This window comes from Desulforhopalus sp. (genome assembly GCA_030247675.1).
In the GTDB taxonomy this organism is placed as follows: Bacteria; Desulfobacterota; Desulfobulbia; order Desulfobulbales; family Desulfocapsaceae; genus Desulforhopalus_A.
This window is the reverse complement of the sequence record JAOTRX010000010.1, coordinates 168,878-186,049: the sequence shown is the minus strand read 5'-3', so window position 1 is coordinate 186,049 and position 17,172 is coordinate 168,878. Positions and strand designations below refer to the sequence as shown.

Here is a 17,172-nt window from a genome sequence, read left to right as displayed (position 1 = left end):
ATCCTGCAGTTTCCTTCAGTGATTCACAAGGACAGCTAGGCCTTGATCGACCAGATTGTGCAGCCGCCGATATCCGGAAAAATGGCTATCTTCCAGCCGATCGCGGAGCGACACCAAGGCCGGAAGTAAGAATTTAGCAAAAAACACCTTTCCCCTCACCTTTGATAAAAAGGCGAAGGCGCCAACAATCTGTAAATTTCTTTGAACTGCCAAGAATTTGTAATATTTATTAAAATTAATTTCACAACCGGAGCACCTGCTGGCAATAATACCCACATACTGGTCCAGTAGCTCTTCTTGAAACTGCAGTGGTAGAGAAGTATAAGGATCGATGAGTAAAGACGCCAGGTCATAGCCGAGCGGACCAAATCGGCCACCCTGAAAATCGATAAACCTCACTGTTCCTTCCTGTACCATGATGTTCCTCGACTGGAAATCGCGATGGAGAAAGAATTCAGCCGGTGCACTGCCTGCTATTACCGCGATATCTTGGAACTCTTCCTCAACCCTGCCGGTATCTTCCTGCCCTACAACCCCATGACAAAAGGCCCTGAGGAAATACCCCGATTCCCGTTCGAGCATCAGCGGCACATCGTAGCGCCCGGTATCCCAGCACCAAGCCGGATCAAAGCCTGTGGCGCCAACAATCTGCATATTGGCAAGATTACGCAGCACCTCCCGATAGAGGTTTGATATTTGTTCGGCATTCTGAAAATACTCGCCCTTTTGCTTTGCGGCAAGGTCATGGAGGCGGACATCGCCAAGATCCTCAAAGGCCAAGATCCCTTTTTCTTCATCCCATCCGTAAAGCTCCGGCACCGGCACGGCACAAGAACGAAGGTGGTTACCGATCAACCAGGCCGAACGCGCTTCGGCGAGTTCAGCAGGGCTTCCACCGGCCGGGGCAACAATGATGCAGAGGGGCTTGCCGTCTACACGCAGTCGCCAAAATCTTCTCGTCGAACCATCGCTGCGAATCGCTTGACAGGAGTCACCGACCAGAGCTCTTTCCGCCTCGTAGACAGACAACATCCCACTGCTTACCAAAAGTTGGGCGGCGCATTGCAGAATCTCAGGATCAGACAATTGGTTCACCATCGGAAGGAGGTACCTTGTATTTCGCTCAATAATTGGAAGAGATAATTGTCTGGGCCAGCCGGCTGCCATCTGCAATCACGACATCATCCCAAACCACCACCCGCTGAAGCTGACAACCATCACCGATATTGGCACATCCCAGACTCACCCAATCCCGCATGGTAACCTGCCTGCCAAGCCTTGCCTTATGATCGACACAAAAAGGCCGGCGCAACGTGCCGATCTCTTCCCAGGCGGGAATGGTCCCGGTCAGGAGTCCCTGATGCAGCAGGAGATAGTCATCCGGAGTCCCCATATCTGTCCAGAAACTGCCGTCGGTCCGGTAGCAGGCAATCTCAACTCCTTTCTCAACAATACCTCGGTAATGGTCGATTATACATGAATATTCACCATCAGCAATACCCTTGAGTATAACCGGGTCGATGACATGCAGACCGGTAAAGGCTAAACACGAGAAATCGACAAGCCCGGTGAACCTGACAATCTTCCCATCTGCAACCTGCAACGAATTAAACCGGGGAAAGTCATGCAGCGCGAGAGTAACAGGCCGGCCGCCGGCGCAATGCCATTGATACAAATCAAGGAGATCGACGGTATGATAGATATCACCATTACAAATCAGCAGTGGTTCGTCATGCATCAGGGCAAGCGCCCGGCGAAGCCCGCCGCCGGTACCGAGAATACGCTCTTCCTCCTGGACAACCACACCCTTCATGCCCTGGAGAGCGACGACAATCTGCTGGCGCAGGTGGTGGCAGTTGACGATAATATGGTCGAAACCCAGGTTCTGTAACCGTTTGATGATAAGGAGCAGCAGCGGCTGGTTGACTATCGGGAAAAGGGGTTTTGGACGAATCTGTGTATGTGGTAACAGCCTGGTGCCGAAGCCCGCGGCCAGAATCATTGCTTGCATCTTTCTCCTGACAATGACGAGCTATTCCATGCGCAGGGAACCGTCCTCGCTTTCAGTTACGCCGACCACGACAATCCCCGCTTTATTGGCCTCGGCAATCATCGCCACCTTGTCAAAAAGCAGCGATTGTCCCGCCTCTACCGCCAGAACCGCCCCCTTCACCTGCTGGAGGGTCTTGATTGTGGTGAGCCCGGTTGCCGGCAGATCGAAGCGGAAATCCTGGCCTGGTTTCTTCACCTTGACGACAACCGCCTTTTCTTTGGCGAGCGTGCCGCCGCGAAGGATGGCCGCATCGGTACCCTCGATCGCCTCAACCGCCAGGACCGTGCAATCGCGAACGACGACGCATTGCCCAATATCGAGCTTGCCGATGGCCCGGGCATTCTGCCAGCCGAAGGCGATGTCCTGCCGCTGGGCCTGGGAGGGTTTCTTCTTTGTCAATACACCCGCCGGAAAGAGCAGGTGTCGAAGGTAAATGGTCGATTCGAGAACCTTTATGCCTTCTTTTTCAAGGGCCATGGCAAAGGCCCGGAGAATGGCGTCGTCCTGCTTCCGGTCGATTTTATTCCACAATGACAAGGCCTTAAAATCCGGCAGGACATCGCGGAAGATCTTGGTCTTGGTGATGGTGCCGAGAAAAACCGTCTCTCCCGCTCCCTCCTTGTGCAGAAAGTTAATCACCTTGCCAAGCTGCCCGAGCTTTACCCAAACAACGGCATCGGCCGCGGCAGCGACCTGTTCATCGGTTTCGCCCTTGTGGGCAACGACAACTACCCGTCGTCCCTCTTTATGGGCCGCGTCAATGAAAAGCCGGGGGAATTGCCCACCACCGGCAATAATCCCAATTGTCTGCGGATCACTTGCCATGCCAACCGTACCGCTTAATCCTCAACTGTCTGCTTGACCACGCCGCGTTTCGAGTCTTCGAAAAACTTCACCAGGGTCTGTACCTCCGGGCATTCCGGATACTCGTTCTTCGCCACCTCGATGGCATCTTTCATCAGCAGATTCGGCGTTCTGAAGATTATCCTGAAGGCCTCGTCGAGATTTTTAATGGTCTCGCGGCTGAAGCCATTACGCTTTAACCCAACCTTGTTGACACCGGAGATTCGCGTCCGGTTTCTCGTTCCAGCGATAATGACATAGGGCGGCACATCGAGACTGATCCCCGACACACCGCCGATATAGCTGAAGGTGCCAATGCGGCAGAATTGATGAATGGCGACGAGACCCCCAATGGATGCCCGGTCGCCGACCTCAACGTGACCGGCGAGGGTAGCAACGTTGGCCATGATGACGTGGTTGCCGATAACACAGTCATGGGCCACATGGGTGTAGGCCATGAGCAGATTATGGTTGCCGATAACCGTTTTCTTATGACCGCTCGGGGTCCCGCGATGGATCGAGGCAAATTCACGGATCTGGTTGTCCGAGCCGATAATCAATTCGGTCGGCTCCCCCTTATAGCTGAGATCCTGAGGGGCACCGCCAATTACTGAAAACGAGCCTATGAGATTTCGCTCGCCGATGGTCGTCGGGCCATTAATGACGGCGTGGGGCTCCACCTTGGTGCCGGCGCCGATGCGCACCTGAGCACCGATAACGGCATAGGGCCCAACGATAACGGAGGAATGAAGTTCGGCCTGGGGATCAACTACTGCTGTTGGATGTATGGGCATATTTTCTCTTCTTATAAAGGACGAGAACGGGTCGAGTTCTCGAAATTGATACCTTATTATGACTTTCGGGGAAGGAGAGCTGCTCTCCTTACTTGCTCCGCTCTACTATTGCAAGTCTTTTCGGCCCGGCCATAGTACACCAGTTATGAAAACGACGCCATGAGTTCGGCCTCAGCTACCAGCTGGCCATCAACGGTGGCAGTTGCCCCCATCATCATGATCGATCGCTTTTCCTTAAGGAGTTTCAAGGTAAAAATCAGCTGATCGCCGGGCACAACCGGTCTTCTGAACCTGGCCTTATCGATCCCGGCAAAGAACAGTAATTTATTGCCGATGGCCTCAGGACTGCCATAGTAGGCCATGATCCCACCCACCTGGGCCATCCCTTCAAGGATCAATACCCCGGGCATTACCGGCCTTGCCGGGAAATGGCCTTGGAAAAACGGCTCGTTGATCGTCACGTTTTTCAGGCCGACAATCTCCTTGCCGAGCTCAAGGGAAAGTATTCTATCAACCATGACAAAGGGATAACGATGCGGCAACAGCTTGAGAATCTCTACGATATCAATTTTTTCAGGTATTACAGTTTCACTCATCAGATGCTCTCCTTGACTCTTCTTCATCCTTCGCCCGGCCGATCATTTCGGCAATGGCCTTGGTATTAGCTCTTACTTGACTTTGCAGCTCCGGCAGTTTTGCATACACCGCACTGCATTTTGCCCACTGGCGGATGGGGATGGCCGGGGCTCCGCCAACCACCGCCCCTTTCGGTTGATTATTATGGATTCCACCCCGTGCGGCAACCATTACCTGATCGCCGATGACCAGATGGCCGGCGGTGCCGGCCTGTCCACCCAGAACCACATTGCGACCAAGGGTGGTTGAACCGGCGATTCCCACCTGCGATACCAGCAGGCTGTTCTCGCCGACGACGACATTGTGGGCGACCTGTACCAGGTTGTCTATTTTTGTCCCGGATTTGATCCAGGTGATCCCAAAAGTCGCCCGGTCGATGCAGGTGTTGGCGCCGATCTCCACATCATCGTCGATCCTGACCGTACCCACTTGCGGCCTCTTGATGTGCTCGCCCCGCTCGTTGGCGGCGTAGCCATAGCCGTCACTGCCGATGACTGTCCCGGAGTGGATAGTGACCCTCTTGCCGATCACTGAACCTTTATAAATAGTGACATTGGCCTTGATGGTGGTGTCGTCGCCGATCTGTACATCGTCGCCGATAACGACTCCGGCCTCGATAGTGACCCGTTCGCCGATCCGCACCCGCTCACCGAGTACCGCCAGAGGGGCGATGGAAATCGCATGACCCAGCGCACAATCTACACCGACAAAGGCGCGGGGATGGACACCGGTTGCGACAAAAGGTTCGTCCAAGAAATGGTTGTGAATGATCGCCACCGCCAGATAGGGATCGCGGACCTGAATCACCGGCAGATTGTCTTTCCCGGTAACCCCGCGTGGCACGAGCACCGCTCCGGCGCCGGTGACCTCTAACTGGTCGGCCTGATTTGCCTTGGCAAGAAAGGAAATATCCCTTGGCCCGGCACTTTCCAGGGGCGCAACACCGCTAATAACCAGCGTTTTATCACCGACCACTTCCCCCTGCACCATGGCGGCGAGGGTATCCAAAGTGAGTTGTTTTTCGTTCATACCGTTCACGAATAAAGAAAATAGTTTTTTCTGGTACCTTCAAAGCTGTTCAGTTCATCCTGCCAGGTAGCCTCAAGTTCCAGCACATCCTGCCCCCCTTCCAGGGCCTCGCGAACCCTTCGACTGCCAAGGATCAGATCAAGCGGTAGCCGCTGATATTCGTATTCATAGGGTGGCTCCTTATAGCGGAAATCCTTTCGGTAAAGATGCATTGCCGCCTGCAAAAGAGCGAGACTGGTGCGATAGGACTGATACGTCCTGGGATCGGTGACATGGATCTGAAAGCCATGACACGCCTCACCGGCCCATTTGCCGGAAGTCGGCTGGAAGACAATCGGCCGCAGGAAGCACCCCGGCAGGTCAATGCCCGTCAATTGATGCAGCATGGCATCATGGCGCCAATACGGGGCGCCGACAAATTCAAAGGGAAGGGTCGTCCCCCGGCCCTCACTGACGTTGGTTCCTTCCCAAAGCACCTGTCCGGGATACACCAGGGCCGTCTCGGGGGTGGGCATATTCGGAGATGGTGCCACCCAGGGAAAGCCGGTGTCGCGGAACAGCATATTGCGCCGCCAGCCGCGCATCTTCACCACCGTCACCTCGGCGCCGATGGTAAATTCCTTGTTGATAAAAAGGGCAAGCTCACCAAAGGTCAGGCCGTGACGCATGGGCAAGGGATACAGGCCGACAAATGAAATGCAGTCAGCCTGCAACAGATTGCCTTCAATTCTGTCGCCGCCGACAGGGTTGGGCCGGTCAAGGACAACAACCTGTTTACCGAGCTCGGCGGCCACTTCAAGACAATAGGCCATGGTATATAAAAAAGTATAGACCCTGGTGCCGACATCGACCAGATCAATGAGCAGCACATCAAGACCGGCAAACATCTCCGCCGTTGGTCGGCGGTGTTCACCGTACAGGCTGAAGATTGGCAATCCGGTGGCGGCATCAAGCGAATGCTCGGATTCGATCATATTATCTTGTTTTTCCGAGAAAAAACCGTGTTGCGGGGAAAACAGGCAGGTCAGCTGCTTGTCGAGCTTTTTTTGCAGAAGGATTCGTCCATGCACCAATCCGCGGACGGTGGATGCCTGATTGGCGAGATACCCGAACCTTTTGCCAAGCAGGGAGTCGGGTAGGGATTCGTTGAGAAAGACCTCAAGGCCTATTTGTAACATAGTTTCCGCAGGAAGAATGAGTAGGGACGATTTCTGAGCGAGCCTGCTATCTTACCGGCGGAAACAAGAAATGTCAAAATGAAGATGGTGATGGGGAAGGATCAAGACCCGGTAAAACGATCATAATGGACAAAATCCCCTATCTCCCGCCGCTTCGGGGCCGGCGGATCATGATCCGGGTAACCGAGGGCGATGAGCGACACTAGTTCGTACCCTTCCGGCACACCGAGCAGCGCCTCGGCGGCCTTATGGTCGAAGGAACCGACGATCACCGACCCCAGGCCCAGCTGCCAGGCCTTGAGACACAGGGTTTGGCTGATGATGCCGAGATCGTAGAGAAACCAGTGTTGGTATCTGGTCACCTGCACCCCTTTATAGTAGCCTGATTTTTGCGGATTGCCGCAGATGGCAAGAATAACCGGCGCGGTCTCGGTGCATTTGGTAGCGGGATTCTTGGCCGTGAGCAGACCCGCCAGCTGGAGTTTGTCCTCCGGCTGGCGGACCACGATAAGCTCCCAACACTGCAAATTTCCCCACGAAGGGGCAAAGCGCGCTGCATCAAAGAGCTCAGTGAGAGTCTCGCTCGCCACCTCTTTATCCTGAAAACGCCGGATGCTCCGCCGGCTCCTGATGATATCGTCCATCTCCTTCCCTCCTGAGCTTTCCTGTGACAGGGTTGGAGTTTGCCTCACAACCCGGATCAATTGTCCCTATCAAGAAAATTCGTTCAAAATCTCTCTGGCGATGATGAGCCGCTGGATCTCACTGGTTCCCTCGTATATCGCGGTAATCCGGGCATCACGGGCGTAACGCTCAATGGGGAATTCGCGGGTGTAGCCGTAGCCGCCGAAGATCTGCATTGCCTCGTAGCAGGCCCGGTTGGCCGCTTCCGAGGCAAAGAGTTTGGCCATAGAGGCCGCCTTGGCATAGGGTCGGCCCTGTTCCTTTTTGAAGGCGGCATGGAGCAGCAAAAGTCTTGCCGCCTCAAGATCGGTGTACATGTCGGCGATCTTCCACTGGATGGCTTGAAACTGGCTGATCTTTTTGCCAAACTGGGCACGCTCCAAGGAGTAGCGGGTGGCCTTGTCCATCGCCGCAAGACCGATACCAAGCGCCAGGGAGCCAATTCCGATCCGTCCTCCGGCCAATTCGGCCACAGCCGCGCGAAAACCGTCGTTTTCTTTGCCCATCATGGCCGAAGCGGGAATACGGCAATCCTGAAAAAGTATCTCGTTGGTGGGCGAGGCATGCTGCCCCATTTTTTCCTCTTTTCTGCCGACAATCAGCCCCTTCGTCCCTGCTTCAACGAGGAAAAGGCTGATCCCCTTTCCTTTGGCGGCTGTCTGGTCGGTCACCGCCCAGACGACAAAGACCCCGGCACAGGAGCCGCTGGTGATAAAGATCTTCGAACCATTAAGAACCCAATCCTCACCATCGCGCACCGCCGTGGTGGTCATCCCGGCCGGATCGGAACCGGCACCCGGCTCGGTAAGCCCAAAGGCCCCGGCAGGATATTCACCGCTACAGATCCGGGCTATGTATTTTTTCTTTTGTTCATCGTTGCCGAGGGCCTGAATGACCTCGCCGACCATGTTATTTACCGACACCGTGACCGCCGTCGAGGCGCAGGCCCGGGCAATCTCGGTCATGGCCAGGCTGAAGGCCACGGTGCCCGCCTCAGAACCGCCGTACTCATCACGGATATTAAGGCCCATAAAACCAAGCTCAGCCAATTTCTTGAGATTGGTATAGAAAATGGCGTCGTCTTCACCGCGGTCAAGCCCGGCCGCCGCCGGCTCCAATTCGACGGCCGCAAACTCCCGTGCCGTTTCCTGGATCAGCCGCTGTTCTTCGCTTAGATCAAAGTTCATAGGTGTTTATCCTATCGTTTTTGTTATTTGTCCTGAAAATTCGGGGCACGCTTTTCAAGGAAGGCGAGCATCCCTTCCCGCTGATCGGCACTGCTGAAACACTGGGTAAAAAGGTCGGCCTCATAGACACAGGCCCGGGTGAGATCAAGCTCCATGCCGTTATTGACTGCCTCCTTGCACAGACGTACCGCCCCCGGACCGCGCGAGGCAATTTTTGCCGCTAGTGCACGGCACTCAATCATCAGGTTCTCCGGGGAGAAGACCTTGTTGACCAGGCCGATTCGGCAGGCCTCTTCCGCATCGATGATGTTGCCGGAAAACAGCAATTCGTTGGCCAGGCCCTTGCCGACAAGGCGCGGCAGACGCTGCGTGCCGCCGAATCCGGGGATTATTCCGAGATTCACCTCGGGCTGACCGAACTTGGCGTTACTGGAAGCAAAGCGAATATCGCAGGCAAGGGCCAATTCACAGCCGCCACCCAGAGCAAAGCCGTTGACGGCGGCAATGACCGGCTGGGGCAGGTATTCAATGGTGCGCAGCACCTCGTGGCCAAGTTTGCCGAAGATCTTCCCCTGGGCCGGTTCAAGCGCCTGCATATAGGCGATGTCGGCACCGGCGACGAAGGCCTTCTCCCCTCCTCCGGTGATGATAACCACCCGAATCTGCCGGTCTTCGCCAAGCTCCCTGAAGCACTGGCGCATCTCCATCAAGGTGTCCAGGTTCAATGCGTTCAGCGCCTTTGGCCGGTTGATGGTCACCGTGGCGATTGCCTCTTCCTTTACCAGCGTAATGTTTTGAAACTCCATCCTCTGCCCTCCAAGAATTAAAAACGTCAAGAAATATCAGTGGTCTTCGGCCTCGGAACCAGCATCAGCATGCGGTTTTGGGCGAGCCGTCCCGTGCCAGCCTCTTCGCAACACGCCATGGGCAAGTTCCCTGGGAGTATCTCTTAGCCTTTTTCCGCTACAGAACAAATCCCGTCCGGGAACTTGCCCAAGGGATCAAGCCCGTTTTCGGTAACCAGATGGGTATTCTCAATACCGACGACCCCGAGGCCCGGGAATATCGTTTTCGGTTCAAGAGCGATGACCATCCCCGCTTGCAGGGGTAATTTCTGGCCTTTGGCAAGGAAGGGATATTCATCGAGTTCCAGGCCGACGCCATGGCCGGTAAAGCGGATCCGTCTCTCACCGACCCCCATGAAATATTCGCCATAGCCCTTTTCCTCGGCCATGGCGACCATTAGGTCGTAGATCTCACCGGTAATCGCCCCCGGTTTTGCCTGCACTTTAATCTTCTCTTGAATGTCGAGCATGGCATCGTGCGCCGCGAGCAGTTCTCCGGGTAGCAGGCCGATGGAAAATATCCTGGCATGATCGGAGATATAGCCGTCGAGAGCAAAGACATAATCGACAAGAAGCGCCTCGCCGGCGGCGATTTTCTTGTAGCCGGCGCCCTGGCCGACAACGCTGCTCACCCCCGACCCGCCGGTCGGCGAGGCAAGATAGCTCGGCACCGCTGCTGCGTCCCCGGACATCAGGTGGCCATAGTAGAGTTCGGCACCAAACATGCGCATGCGCACAATCCCCTGATGACCAAGGCTTCTAGCATACCCCTCAAGCTCTCCGGCAAGGGCCACCTCGGTCTTCCCGGCAACGAGCAGCTCCGGCACCCGCGCCGCGACCTTATCCGACAATGCCGCCGCCGCCCGCAGTTTGCCGATCTCAAATTCCGACTTTACCGCCCGGATCAGCCGGATGTCGCTGGAAATATCCTGGATCCGGGCCTTCTCAAAGACCTTCTGATACTGAAAAAATAGGCTGACCGGCAAGACATCGAATTCCATGCCGATCGAGACCGGCTGGGGATAACCGAATCCGGCGATAGTTTCGGGTATCTTTTTAATGCCGACAATGCTGACAATCTGCCCAAGAGACGACTCGGCCAGGGCCCGCTCATATTCCTTGTAAACCATGAGAATCGGCTTGCCAGTGACGGGAACATACAACCATCCCTGCTGGGAGGTACCGGAGAAATAAAACAGATCGGTTTTCTGGACGATCAGGGCGCTATCCAGACCGTTTACAGCGATAGCCTGCTGTAAATTCTTAATTCTTATCTCAAGCTCTTGAACCGGTACGCTCTTATCGATAGTATGCATACTTCCTCCCCGGTATGTTGAAGCGAGTCAGTCCCTTTTGCTGCGTTAATATTGGTAAAAACCCTTGCCGGTCTTTCGGCCCAGCCAACCCGCCTCAACGTATTTGCGAAGCAGCGGACAGGGTCGATATTTCGAGTCTTTGAAGCCGTCATAAAGGGTTTCCATGATCGCCAGACAGGTATCAAGGCCGATGAGGTCGGCCAAGGCCAGCGGCCCCATCGGATGATTCATGCCAAGTTTCATGACCGTGTCGATATCCTCGACCTTGCCGACGCTCTGATACAGGCAAAAGATTGCCTCATTGATCATCGGCATGAGGATACGATTAGCAATAAATCCCGGAAAATCGTTGGCTTCCGCAGGAGTCTTAGAAAATTTCTTGCAAAGCTCCCAGGTGATATCAAAGGTTTCCTGACTGGTAGCCAGGCCTTTGATGACCTCGACCAGCTTCATCACCGGCACCGGATTCATGAAATGCATGCCGATGACCTTATCCGGCCTCTTGGTCTGGGCGGCTATCCGGCCGATGGGGATGGAAGAGGTATTGGTAGCAAGAATGGTATGGGGCGGGCAGAAGGTATCAAGATCCTGAAATATCTTAAATTTCAGATCCTGCCGTTCAACCGCCGCCTCAACGACATAATCAACGCCGGCCATGTCGGCAAGGTTCGTGGTGGTGGTTATCCGGCCAAGAATGGCATCGCGCTCGGCGGCGGTGATTTTCTCTTTTTCCACACTCCGGGCAAGATTCTTGGCTATCAATGCCAGACCCTTTTGGGTGAATTCTTCCTTGATGTCACTCATCAAGACCTGCAGACCGCTGGTTGCGGCAACCTGGGCAATGCCGCCGCCCATCTGTCCGGAACCGATAACCCCGAATTTTTCTATCGCCATTTTTTCCTCTCTGCGCGCAATTATCGTTTAACCACTAAAGCCACAGCCTCACCACCACCAAGACAAAGCGACGCCAGTCCCCGCTTGGCATCTCTGCGGATCATCTCGTGAAGAAGGGTGGTAAGCAACCGGCCGCCGCTGGCACCGATCGGATGACCGAGAGCGACGGCTCCACCGTTGACGTTTACCTTCTTCGTATCCAGTTCCAGAACCCGGTTGATCGCCACCGAGGTCCCGCTGAAGGCCTCGTTGATCTCAAAGAGATCGACATCGCCCAGGGATATTCCTTCTTTTTTCAATACTTTGGGAATCGCCAGGATCGGCGCCATGAGCACGTAGCGCAGTTCTATTCCGGCGGATGCCTGGGCGCCGACCTCGGCCATTATCGTGCACCCCAACTCCTCCGCCTTTTCGCGGCTCATAAGGAGCAACGCCGCCGCCCCGTCACTGATAATCGATGCGTTGCCTGCTGTGCCAACCCCGTCTTTTTTAAAGGCCGGCCGCATCTTGGCTAGGCTTTCGTAACTCGTTTCAGTGGGGCATTCATCCTCGGCAAAGAATTTGATTTCACCTTTTTTCTGGGGAATGGGCACCGGCACGATCTCGTCTTTAAAGACTCCATCACCTATCGCTTTCAGCGCCTTGCGGTAGGACTCTTCGGCAAAGCGGTCCTGGTCGGCCCTGTTTACCTGCCAATTTTCGCAGATCAGTTCATTGGACATGCCCATATGAAAGTCGTTGACGACGTCCCACAGTCCGTCATGCACCATATGGTCTTCGATCTTGCCCGGCCCCATGCGGTGTCCCCACCTGGCCTTTTCGAGGTAATAGGGAGCCATACTCATATTCTCCATACCCCCGGCGACAACGACATCGGCATCGCCGCACTGGATCGCCTGGGCGGCCAACATGACTGCCTTAAGCGCCGAACCGCAGACCTTGTTGACGGTCACCGCCTCCACCTCCTGCGGCAGTTCGGCCTTGATCGCCGCCTGTTTGGCCGGGTTCTGCCCATAGCCGCATGGCAGCACCATGCCCATGATGCACTCATTGACCTGACTCTTGTCAATACCTGCCCGGGCCACTGCTTCTTTGATAACCAAAGCACCCAGGTCGGTTGCGCCAATCTTGCTGAGACTACCGCCAAAACTTCCAAAAGGGGTCCTTACCGCACTGACGATCACCGCTGTTCTCATTTTTTTCCTCATCTGGCAGGTGGCTGAAATTCCCTCTGACTTTTCTTTTTTGGCAGAGTATGATTATCACGTCGTCGAATTCTTCGCCACACAGTTGGTATTGAGCAAGGTATCTGCTTGAGAATTTATTAAAGAAATATTATGTTAGCAATTCTGACCAAGCGCTCGATCGGTTTTATCCTGACCCAACCGATGCAATTTGTCAATTTCTTTATGCGCTCAGATGTACTGTTGTTGTAACAAAGAACTTCGGCAGGCCGCCCGCACTTGAAATGTGATGGAGTTTGCCGGTTCGCAACCGAAAACAATGTGTTCGTGAAAAAACCTGTTGGCAATTACCAACACCTTGTCGGGAAGAGATTTTTCTTTTGTTCTGCGTCTTTTTTGTATACGTTTTTGCTCATCGCTTTGGCAAAAGCCAAACAACAAACAAAAGAATAATCCTGGGGACTGCTAATGGACATTGAGGATATAAGCTTCGGAGACGAAGTCACCACCAATATTAAAAATCAAGATCTGGTCAAGGAACGAAGGCGGCAGATAGCCGATGGGGCCGTTAAGCTCTTCATAAAGCATGGATACCACAAAACAACCACCCGCGCCCTGGCCAGGGAAACCGGGCTGTCCATTGGTTCGCTGTATGAATACGTATCGACAAAGGATGACGTGCTCTACCTGGTGTGTATTGCTATCCATTCGGAGGTTGAAAAAGGAGTGAAGGAGGCCCTCGCCAGGCCAACCATCGGTAAAGCGGCTCTGGCCGAGGTCATCCGCGAGTATTTTCTTGCCTGTAATAGAATGAGCGACCACGTCCTGCTGATGTATCAGGTCACCCACTTCCTTCCTCTGAAATGGCAGGAAAAGGTGCTTGAAGCGGAATTGCGGATCACCGGTCTTTTTATTGAAGCGATGTACGAACTTCGCAGCATAGGCAAGTTACCGATGCTCGAAGATGATACGATCAATCTAATCGGCCATAACATATCAGTACTCGGACATACCTGGGCCTTTAGGCGCTGGTACTTCGGTAAACACTTTACCATCGAGCAGTATATAGAAAAACAAACCGAATTTATTATGAGTTTTCTTGAGGAAGCAAAAAATGCCGGTCACGATCCAGCGACGGTTGTGTCGATTTAGAAGTCCCTTGACTGCCATTTGCCTCCTACAAACCATGACCCGCTCATCCTCAGCTTTTTGAGCGACACAAGGAGAAATCATGAATGCGAATGTTGTAGTCTACCGGCCGAAAAACCTTGTACGAGTAATCACCGCCACCTCCCTTTTCGACGGCCATGATGCCTCCACCAACATCATGCGCAGGATTATGCAGGACTCAGGGGTTGAAGTTATCCATCTGGCGCATAACCGCTCGGTTCAAGAACTGGTTGACACAGCCATCGCCGAAGACGCTCAGGGTATCGCCATGTCGAGCTACCAGGGCGGGCATATGGAAGCCTTCAAATACATGATCGACCTTTTAAAGGAGAAAAACGCCTCGCATATTAAGGTCTTCGGCGGCGGCGGCGGGGTCATTGTCGCCGACGAGATAAAAGAACTCGAACAATACGGTGTGGCGAAGATCTATTCTCCTGAGGACGGCGCCTCGATGGGCCTCCAGGGAATGATTAACCATATGGTTGAACTCCTCGATTTTCCGACCCTTCCCTACCACGACCTGCAGCCGGATCATCTGCTCTGGAACAACCCGAAGGCCATCGCCGGCTATATCTCCGCTGTCCAGCAGGCCAAGATCGGCGGCCAGGACAATCTTGGTCAGCTCATGGCGGCTATCAGCCCGCTTGCCGAGAAAAACCACCCGCCGGTCATTGGCATTACCGGTACCGGTGGCGCCGGCAAGTCATCGCTCACCGACGAGATACTTGTCAGGTTCCTCCATGATCTGAAAGATATCCGCATTGCCGTCATCTGCTGCGATCCCTCCCGGAAGAAAACCGGCGGCGCCTTGCTCGGCGACCGTATCCGCATGAATTCGCTCAGCCAGTCGGAAAACATCTATATGCGCAGCCTGGCAACCAGGGATTCTGCCAGCGAGGTCTCCGAGGCACTGCCGGAGGCAATCCAGGTGGCAAAGGCCGCCGGCTTCGATCTGATCATTGCCGAAACCGCCGGCATAGGCCAGGGCGATTCGAAGATCACCGAAATCGCCGATGTTGCCATCTATGTCATGACCAGCGAGTACGGCGCCCCGTCGCAGCTGGAGAAAATCGACATGCTCGACTACGCCGACATCATCGTCGTCAATAAATTTGAAAAAAAGGGCAGCGACGATGCCATTCGTGATATCCGCAAGCAGGTGCAGCGCAACCACAAGGCCTGGGACATGGCGGCGGAGGACTTCCCGGTATACGGCACCATCGCCTCAAAATTCAACGACGACGGCATCACCGCCCTCTACCATGGAATTATCGAGGAACTGAAGAAGAAAACCGGCCTGGAGCTCCACCCCAGCCTGCCCAAGCCGGCGGAGAAGATGTCCTCGTCCAAGACTATCGTCATCCCCTCGCAACGCATTCGCTACCTGGCCGAGATCTCGGATACGGTCCGCAGCTACCACAATACCACCAAAAAACAGGCCACAGCGGTTCGCCGCCACCACCACCTGCAGAAAAGCCTGGAAATATTGCTGGCCGACGATCAGGACAAGCCGGAGGTTGCCAAACTGCTCGGCCACCTGAAGGAAAAAACCGCCGCTCTGGCCGGGGCCATCAGCCAAGAAACCTCCGGCCTCCTGCATGGCTGGGAAAAAACCAAGGAAGACTATTCCGGCGACCAGTTGGTGTATACGGTGCGCAACCGGAAAATCTGCGTGCCCCTCGTCACTCAGTCCTTGTCCCACTCCAAGATTCGCAAGGTGGCATTACCAAAATTCACCGATCCGGCAGATATTTACACCTGGATGCGCAAGGAAAATCTACCCGGCTACTTCCCCTACACCGGCGGGGTCTTCCCGATGAAACGAACGGGCGAAGACCCAACCCGGATGTTCGCCGGCGAGGGCGGCCCTGCCCAGACCAACAAGCGCTTCAAACTGCTTTCCGAGAATTATCCGGCCAAACGGCTGTCCACCGCCTTTGATTCCGTTACCCTCTATGGCTGGGACCCGGCGATTCGCCCGGATATCTACGGCAAGATCGGCACCTCGGGAGTCAGCATCTGCACCCTTGACGATCTGAAACTTCTCTACGACGGCTTTGACCTGTGTTCACCGACGACCTCGGTGTCCATGACCATCAACGGCCCGGCGCCGATCATCCTGGCGATGTTCATGAATACCGCCATCGACCAGCAGGTGGAAAAATTCGCCGCAGAGCATAACCGCCGTCCGGACACCTCGGAATACGCTGAGATCAAAGCCCTGGTCCTCGCCAACGTCCGGGGCACCGTCCAGGCGGATATCCTCAAGGAAGACCAGGGGCAGAACACCTGCATCTTCTCCATCGAATTTGCCTTAAAGATGATGGGCGACATTCAGGAGTACTTCATCGCCAATAAGGTCAAGAACTTCTATTCGGTGTCGGTGTCCGGCTATCATATCGCCGAGGCCGGGGCCAACCCGCTGACCCAGCTGGCTTTGACCCTTTCCAACGGCTTCACCTACGTTGAATACTATCTGGCGCGGGGCATGTCCATTGACGAGATAGCCCCGAACCTGTCGTTCTTCTTCTCCAACGGTATGGACCCCGAATACACCGTTATCGGCCGGGTCGCCAGGCGCATCTGGGCGGTTGCCATGCGCGAAAAATACGGCGCCTCAACCACTTCCCAACGGCTCAAATACCATATCCAGACCTCCGGCCGGTCGCTGCACAGCCAGGAAATCCAGTTTAACGATACCCGCACCACCCTGCAGGCCCTTTGCGCCATCTATGACAACTGCAACAGCCTGCACACCAACGCCTACGACGAGGCGATCACCACCCCATCCTCGGAATCGGTGCGCCGGGCGCTGGCTATTCAACTGATTATCAACCGGGAATGGGGCCTGGCGAAAAACGAAAACCCCAACCAGGGCAGTTTTATTGTCGAGGAACTTACCGACCTCGTCGAGGAAGCGGTCCTGGCGGAATTTGACCGGCTCACCGAACGGGGCGGCGTTCTCGGTGCCATGGAAACCGGCTACCAGCGGAGCAAGATCCAGGAAGAATCGATGTATTACGAGCGCCAGAAGCATTCAGGCGAATTGCCGATCATCGGCGTCAACACCTTCCGTAACCCGAATGCCGACTTCGATGCCCTGAATGCCACCCTGGAATTGGCCCGGTCCACCGATGACGAAAAGAACGAGCAGATCAGCAGACTTGCCTCCTTCCATGAACGCCATAAACATGAAAGCGAGGCGGCTCTCAGCCGATTGCAAGGGGTTGCCCTCTCCGGTGGCAATATCTTTGCCGAGCTCCTGGATACGGTGAAATCCTGCAGTCTCGGGCAGATCGCCAACGCATTGTACGCGGTGGGAGGGCGGTACCGGCGGAATATGTAGGCGGGTATTCACA

The 17,172-nt window shown here is 54.8% G+C and carries 15 protein-coding genes; 2 read left to right on the top strand and 13 right to left on the bottom strand.

Going from position 1 to position 17,172, the window contains the following annotated elements:
- Positions 1 to 15: 15 nt before the first annotated feature.
- From OEL83_19115 to OEL83_19055, 13 genes are all read right to left on the bottom strand, one after another.
- Positions 16 to 1,086, bottom strand: a complete 1,071-nt coding sequence (locus OEL83_19115) for a phosphotransferase (GenBank protein MDK9709159.1) — start codon at positions 1,084 to 1,086, stop codon at positions 16 to 18.
- A 37-nt stretch (positions 1,087 to 1,123) separates the two neighbouring features.
- Positions 1,124 to 2,011 carry a sugar phosphate nucleotidyltransferase gene (locus tag OEL83_19110; protein MDK9709158.1) on the bottom strand — a complete coding sequence of 296 codons (888 nt, stop codon included), beginning with the start codon at positions 2,009 to 2,011 and terminating at the stop codon, positions 1,124 to 1,126.
- Between the two features lie 21 nt (positions 2,012 to 2,032).
- On the bottom strand, positions 2,033 to 2,878 hold the full coding sequence (lpxI, locus tag OEL83_19105) for a UDP-2,3-diacylglucosamine diphosphatase LpxI (protein ID MDK9709157.1): 846 nt from the start codon (positions 2,876 to 2,878) through the stop codon (positions 2,033 to 2,035).
- A 14-nt stretch (positions 2,879 to 2,892) separates the two neighbouring features.
- Complete coding sequence (gene lpxA, locus OEL83_19100; GenBank protein MDK9709156.1) at positions 2,893 to 3,690, bottom strand: acyl-ACP--UDP-N-acetylglucosamine O-acyltransferase; 798 nt, start codon at positions 3,688 to 3,690, stop codon at positions 2,893 to 2,895.
- Positions 3,691 to 3,833: 143 nt separating this feature from the next.
- The gene (fabZ, locus tag OEL83_19095; GenBank protein MDK9709155.1) at positions 3,834 to 4,286 is read right to left on the bottom strand and encodes a 3-hydroxyacyl-ACP dehydratase FabZ; all 453 of its coding nucleotides are present in this window, start codon (positions 4,284 to 4,286) and stop codon (positions 3,834 to 3,836) included.
- Positions 4,279 to 5,355 (bottom strand): UDP-3-O-(3-hydroxymyristoyl)glucosamine N-acyltransferase, encoded by a 1,077-nt coding sequence (gene lpxD / locus OEL83_19090; protein MDK9709154.1) that lies wholly within the window; start codon positions 5,353 to 5,355, stop codon positions 4,279 to 4,281. Before lpxD ends, fabZ begins: the two co-directional genes overlap by 8 nt.
- A 5-nt stretch (positions 5,356 to 5,360) precedes the next feature.
- Positions 5,361 to 6,533: a DUF1343 domain-containing protein gene (locus tag OEL83_19085; protein MDK9709153.1), complete on the bottom strand. Its 1,173-nt coding sequence runs from the start codon at positions 6,531 to 6,533 to the stop codon at positions 5,361 to 5,363.
- Positions 6,534 to 6,634: 101 nt separating this feature from the next.
- The gene (locus OEL83_19080; GenBank protein ID MDK9709152.1) at positions 6,635 to 7,177 is read right to left on the bottom strand and encodes a nitroreductase family protein; all 543 of its coding nucleotides are present in this window, start codon (positions 7,175 to 7,177) and stop codon (positions 6,635 to 6,637) included.
- 69 nt (positions 7,178 to 7,246) lie between these two features.
- The gene (locus OEL83_19075; protein MDK9709151.1) at positions 7,247 to 8,404 is read right to left on the bottom strand and encodes an acyl-CoA dehydrogenase family protein; all 1,158 of its coding nucleotides are present in this window, start codon (positions 8,402 to 8,404) and stop codon (positions 7,247 to 7,249) included.
- Positions 8,405 to 8,427: 23 nt separating this feature from the next.
- On the bottom strand, positions 8,428 to 9,210 hold the full coding sequence (locus tag OEL83_19070) for an enoyl-CoA hydratase-related protein (protein MDK9709150.1): 783 nt from the start codon (positions 9,208 to 9,210) through the stop codon (positions 8,428 to 8,430).
- 143 nt (positions 9,211 to 9,353) lie between these two features.
- The gene (locus tag OEL83_19065) at positions 9,354 to 10,565 is read right to left on the bottom strand and encodes a Xaa-Pro peptidase family protein (GenBank protein ID MDK9709149.1); all 1,212 of its coding nucleotides are present in this window, start codon (positions 10,563 to 10,565) and stop codon (positions 9,354 to 9,356) included.
- A 45-nt stretch (positions 10,566 to 10,610) separates the two neighbouring features.
- Positions 10,611 to 11,459, bottom strand: a complete 849-nt coding sequence (locus OEL83_19060; protein MDK9709148.1) for a 3-hydroxybutyryl-CoA dehydrogenase — start codon at positions 11,457 to 11,459, stop codon at positions 10,611 to 10,613.
- Positions 11,460 to 11,479: 20 nt separating this feature from the next.
- On the bottom strand, positions 11,480 to 12,655 hold the full coding sequence (locus OEL83_19055) for an acetyl-CoA C-acetyltransferase (protein ID MDK9709147.1): 1,176 nt from the start codon (positions 12,653 to 12,655) through the stop codon (positions 11,480 to 11,482).
- A gap of 456 nt (positions 12,656 to 13,111) precedes the next feature.
- On the opposite strand from OEL83_19055, the gene OEL83_19050 reads away from it, so the two are divergent.
- Positions 13,112 to 13,795 (top strand): TetR/AcrR family transcriptional regulator, encoded by a 684-nt coding sequence (locus OEL83_19050; GenBank protein MDK9709146.1) that lies wholly within the window; start codon positions 13,112 to 13,114, stop codon positions 13,793 to 13,795.
- Positions 13,796 to 13,874: 79 nt separating this feature from the next.
- Complete coding sequence (locus tag OEL83_19045) at positions 13,875 to 17,159, top strand: methylmalonyl-CoA mutase family protein (protein MDK9709145.1); 3,285 nt, start codon at positions 13,875 to 13,877, stop codon at positions 17,157 to 17,159.
- Positions 17,160 to 17,172: the final 13 nt, after the last annotated feature.

Coding starts and splice junctions, on each gene's coding strand:
- OEL83_19110 (MDK9709158.1), bottom strand. CDS start 2,011: ATGCAAGCAATGATTCTGGCCGCGGGCTTCGGCACCAGGCTGTTACCA.
- OEL83_19045 (MDK9709145.1), top strand. CDS start 13,875: ATGAATGCGAATGTTGTAGTCTACCGGCCGAAAAACCTTGTACGAGTA.
- OEL83_19080 (MDK9709152.1), bottom strand. CDS start 7,177: ATGGACGATATCATCAGGAGCCGGCGGAGCATCCGGCGTTTTCAGGAT.
- fabZ (MDK9709155.1), bottom strand. CDS start 4,286: ATGAGTGAAACTGTAATACCTGAAAAAATTGATATCGTAGAGATTCTC.
- OEL83_19060 (MDK9709148.1), bottom strand. CDS start 11,459: ATGGCGATAGAAAAATTCGGGGTTATCGGTTCCGGACAGATGGGCGGC.
- OEL83_19065 (MDK9709149.1), bottom strand. CDS start 10,565: ATGCATACTATCGATAAGAGCGTACCGGTTCAAGAGCTTGAGATAAGA.
- OEL83_19075 (MDK9709151.1), bottom strand. CDS start 8,404: ATGAACTTTGATCTAAGCGAAGAACAGCGGCTGATCCAGGAAACGGCA.
- OEL83_19070 (MDK9709150.1), bottom strand. CDS start 9,210: ATGGAGTTTCAAAACATTACGCTGGTAAAGGAAGAGGCAATCGCCACG.
- lpxI (MDK9709157.1), bottom strand. CDS start 2,878: ATGGCAAGTGATCCGCAGACAATTGGGATTATTGCCGGTGGTGGGCAA.
- lpxD (MDK9709154.1), bottom strand. CDS start 5,355: ATGAACGAAAAACAACTCACTTTGGATACCCTCGCCGCCATGGTGCAG.
- OEL83_19085 (MDK9709153.1), bottom strand. CDS start 6,533: ATGTTACAAATAGGCCTTGAGGTCTTTCTCAACGAATCCCTACCCGAC.
- OEL83_19055 (MDK9709147.1), bottom strand. CDS start 12,655: ATGAGAACAGCGGTGATCGTCAGTGCGGTAAGGACCCCTTTTGGAAGT.
- lpxA (MDK9709156.1), bottom strand. CDS start 3,690: ATGCCCATACATCCAACAGCAGTAGTTGATCCCCAGGCCGAACTTCAT.
- OEL83_19050 (MDK9709146.1), top strand. CDS start 13,112: ATGGACATTGAGGATATAAGCTTCGGAGACGAAGTCACCACCAATATT.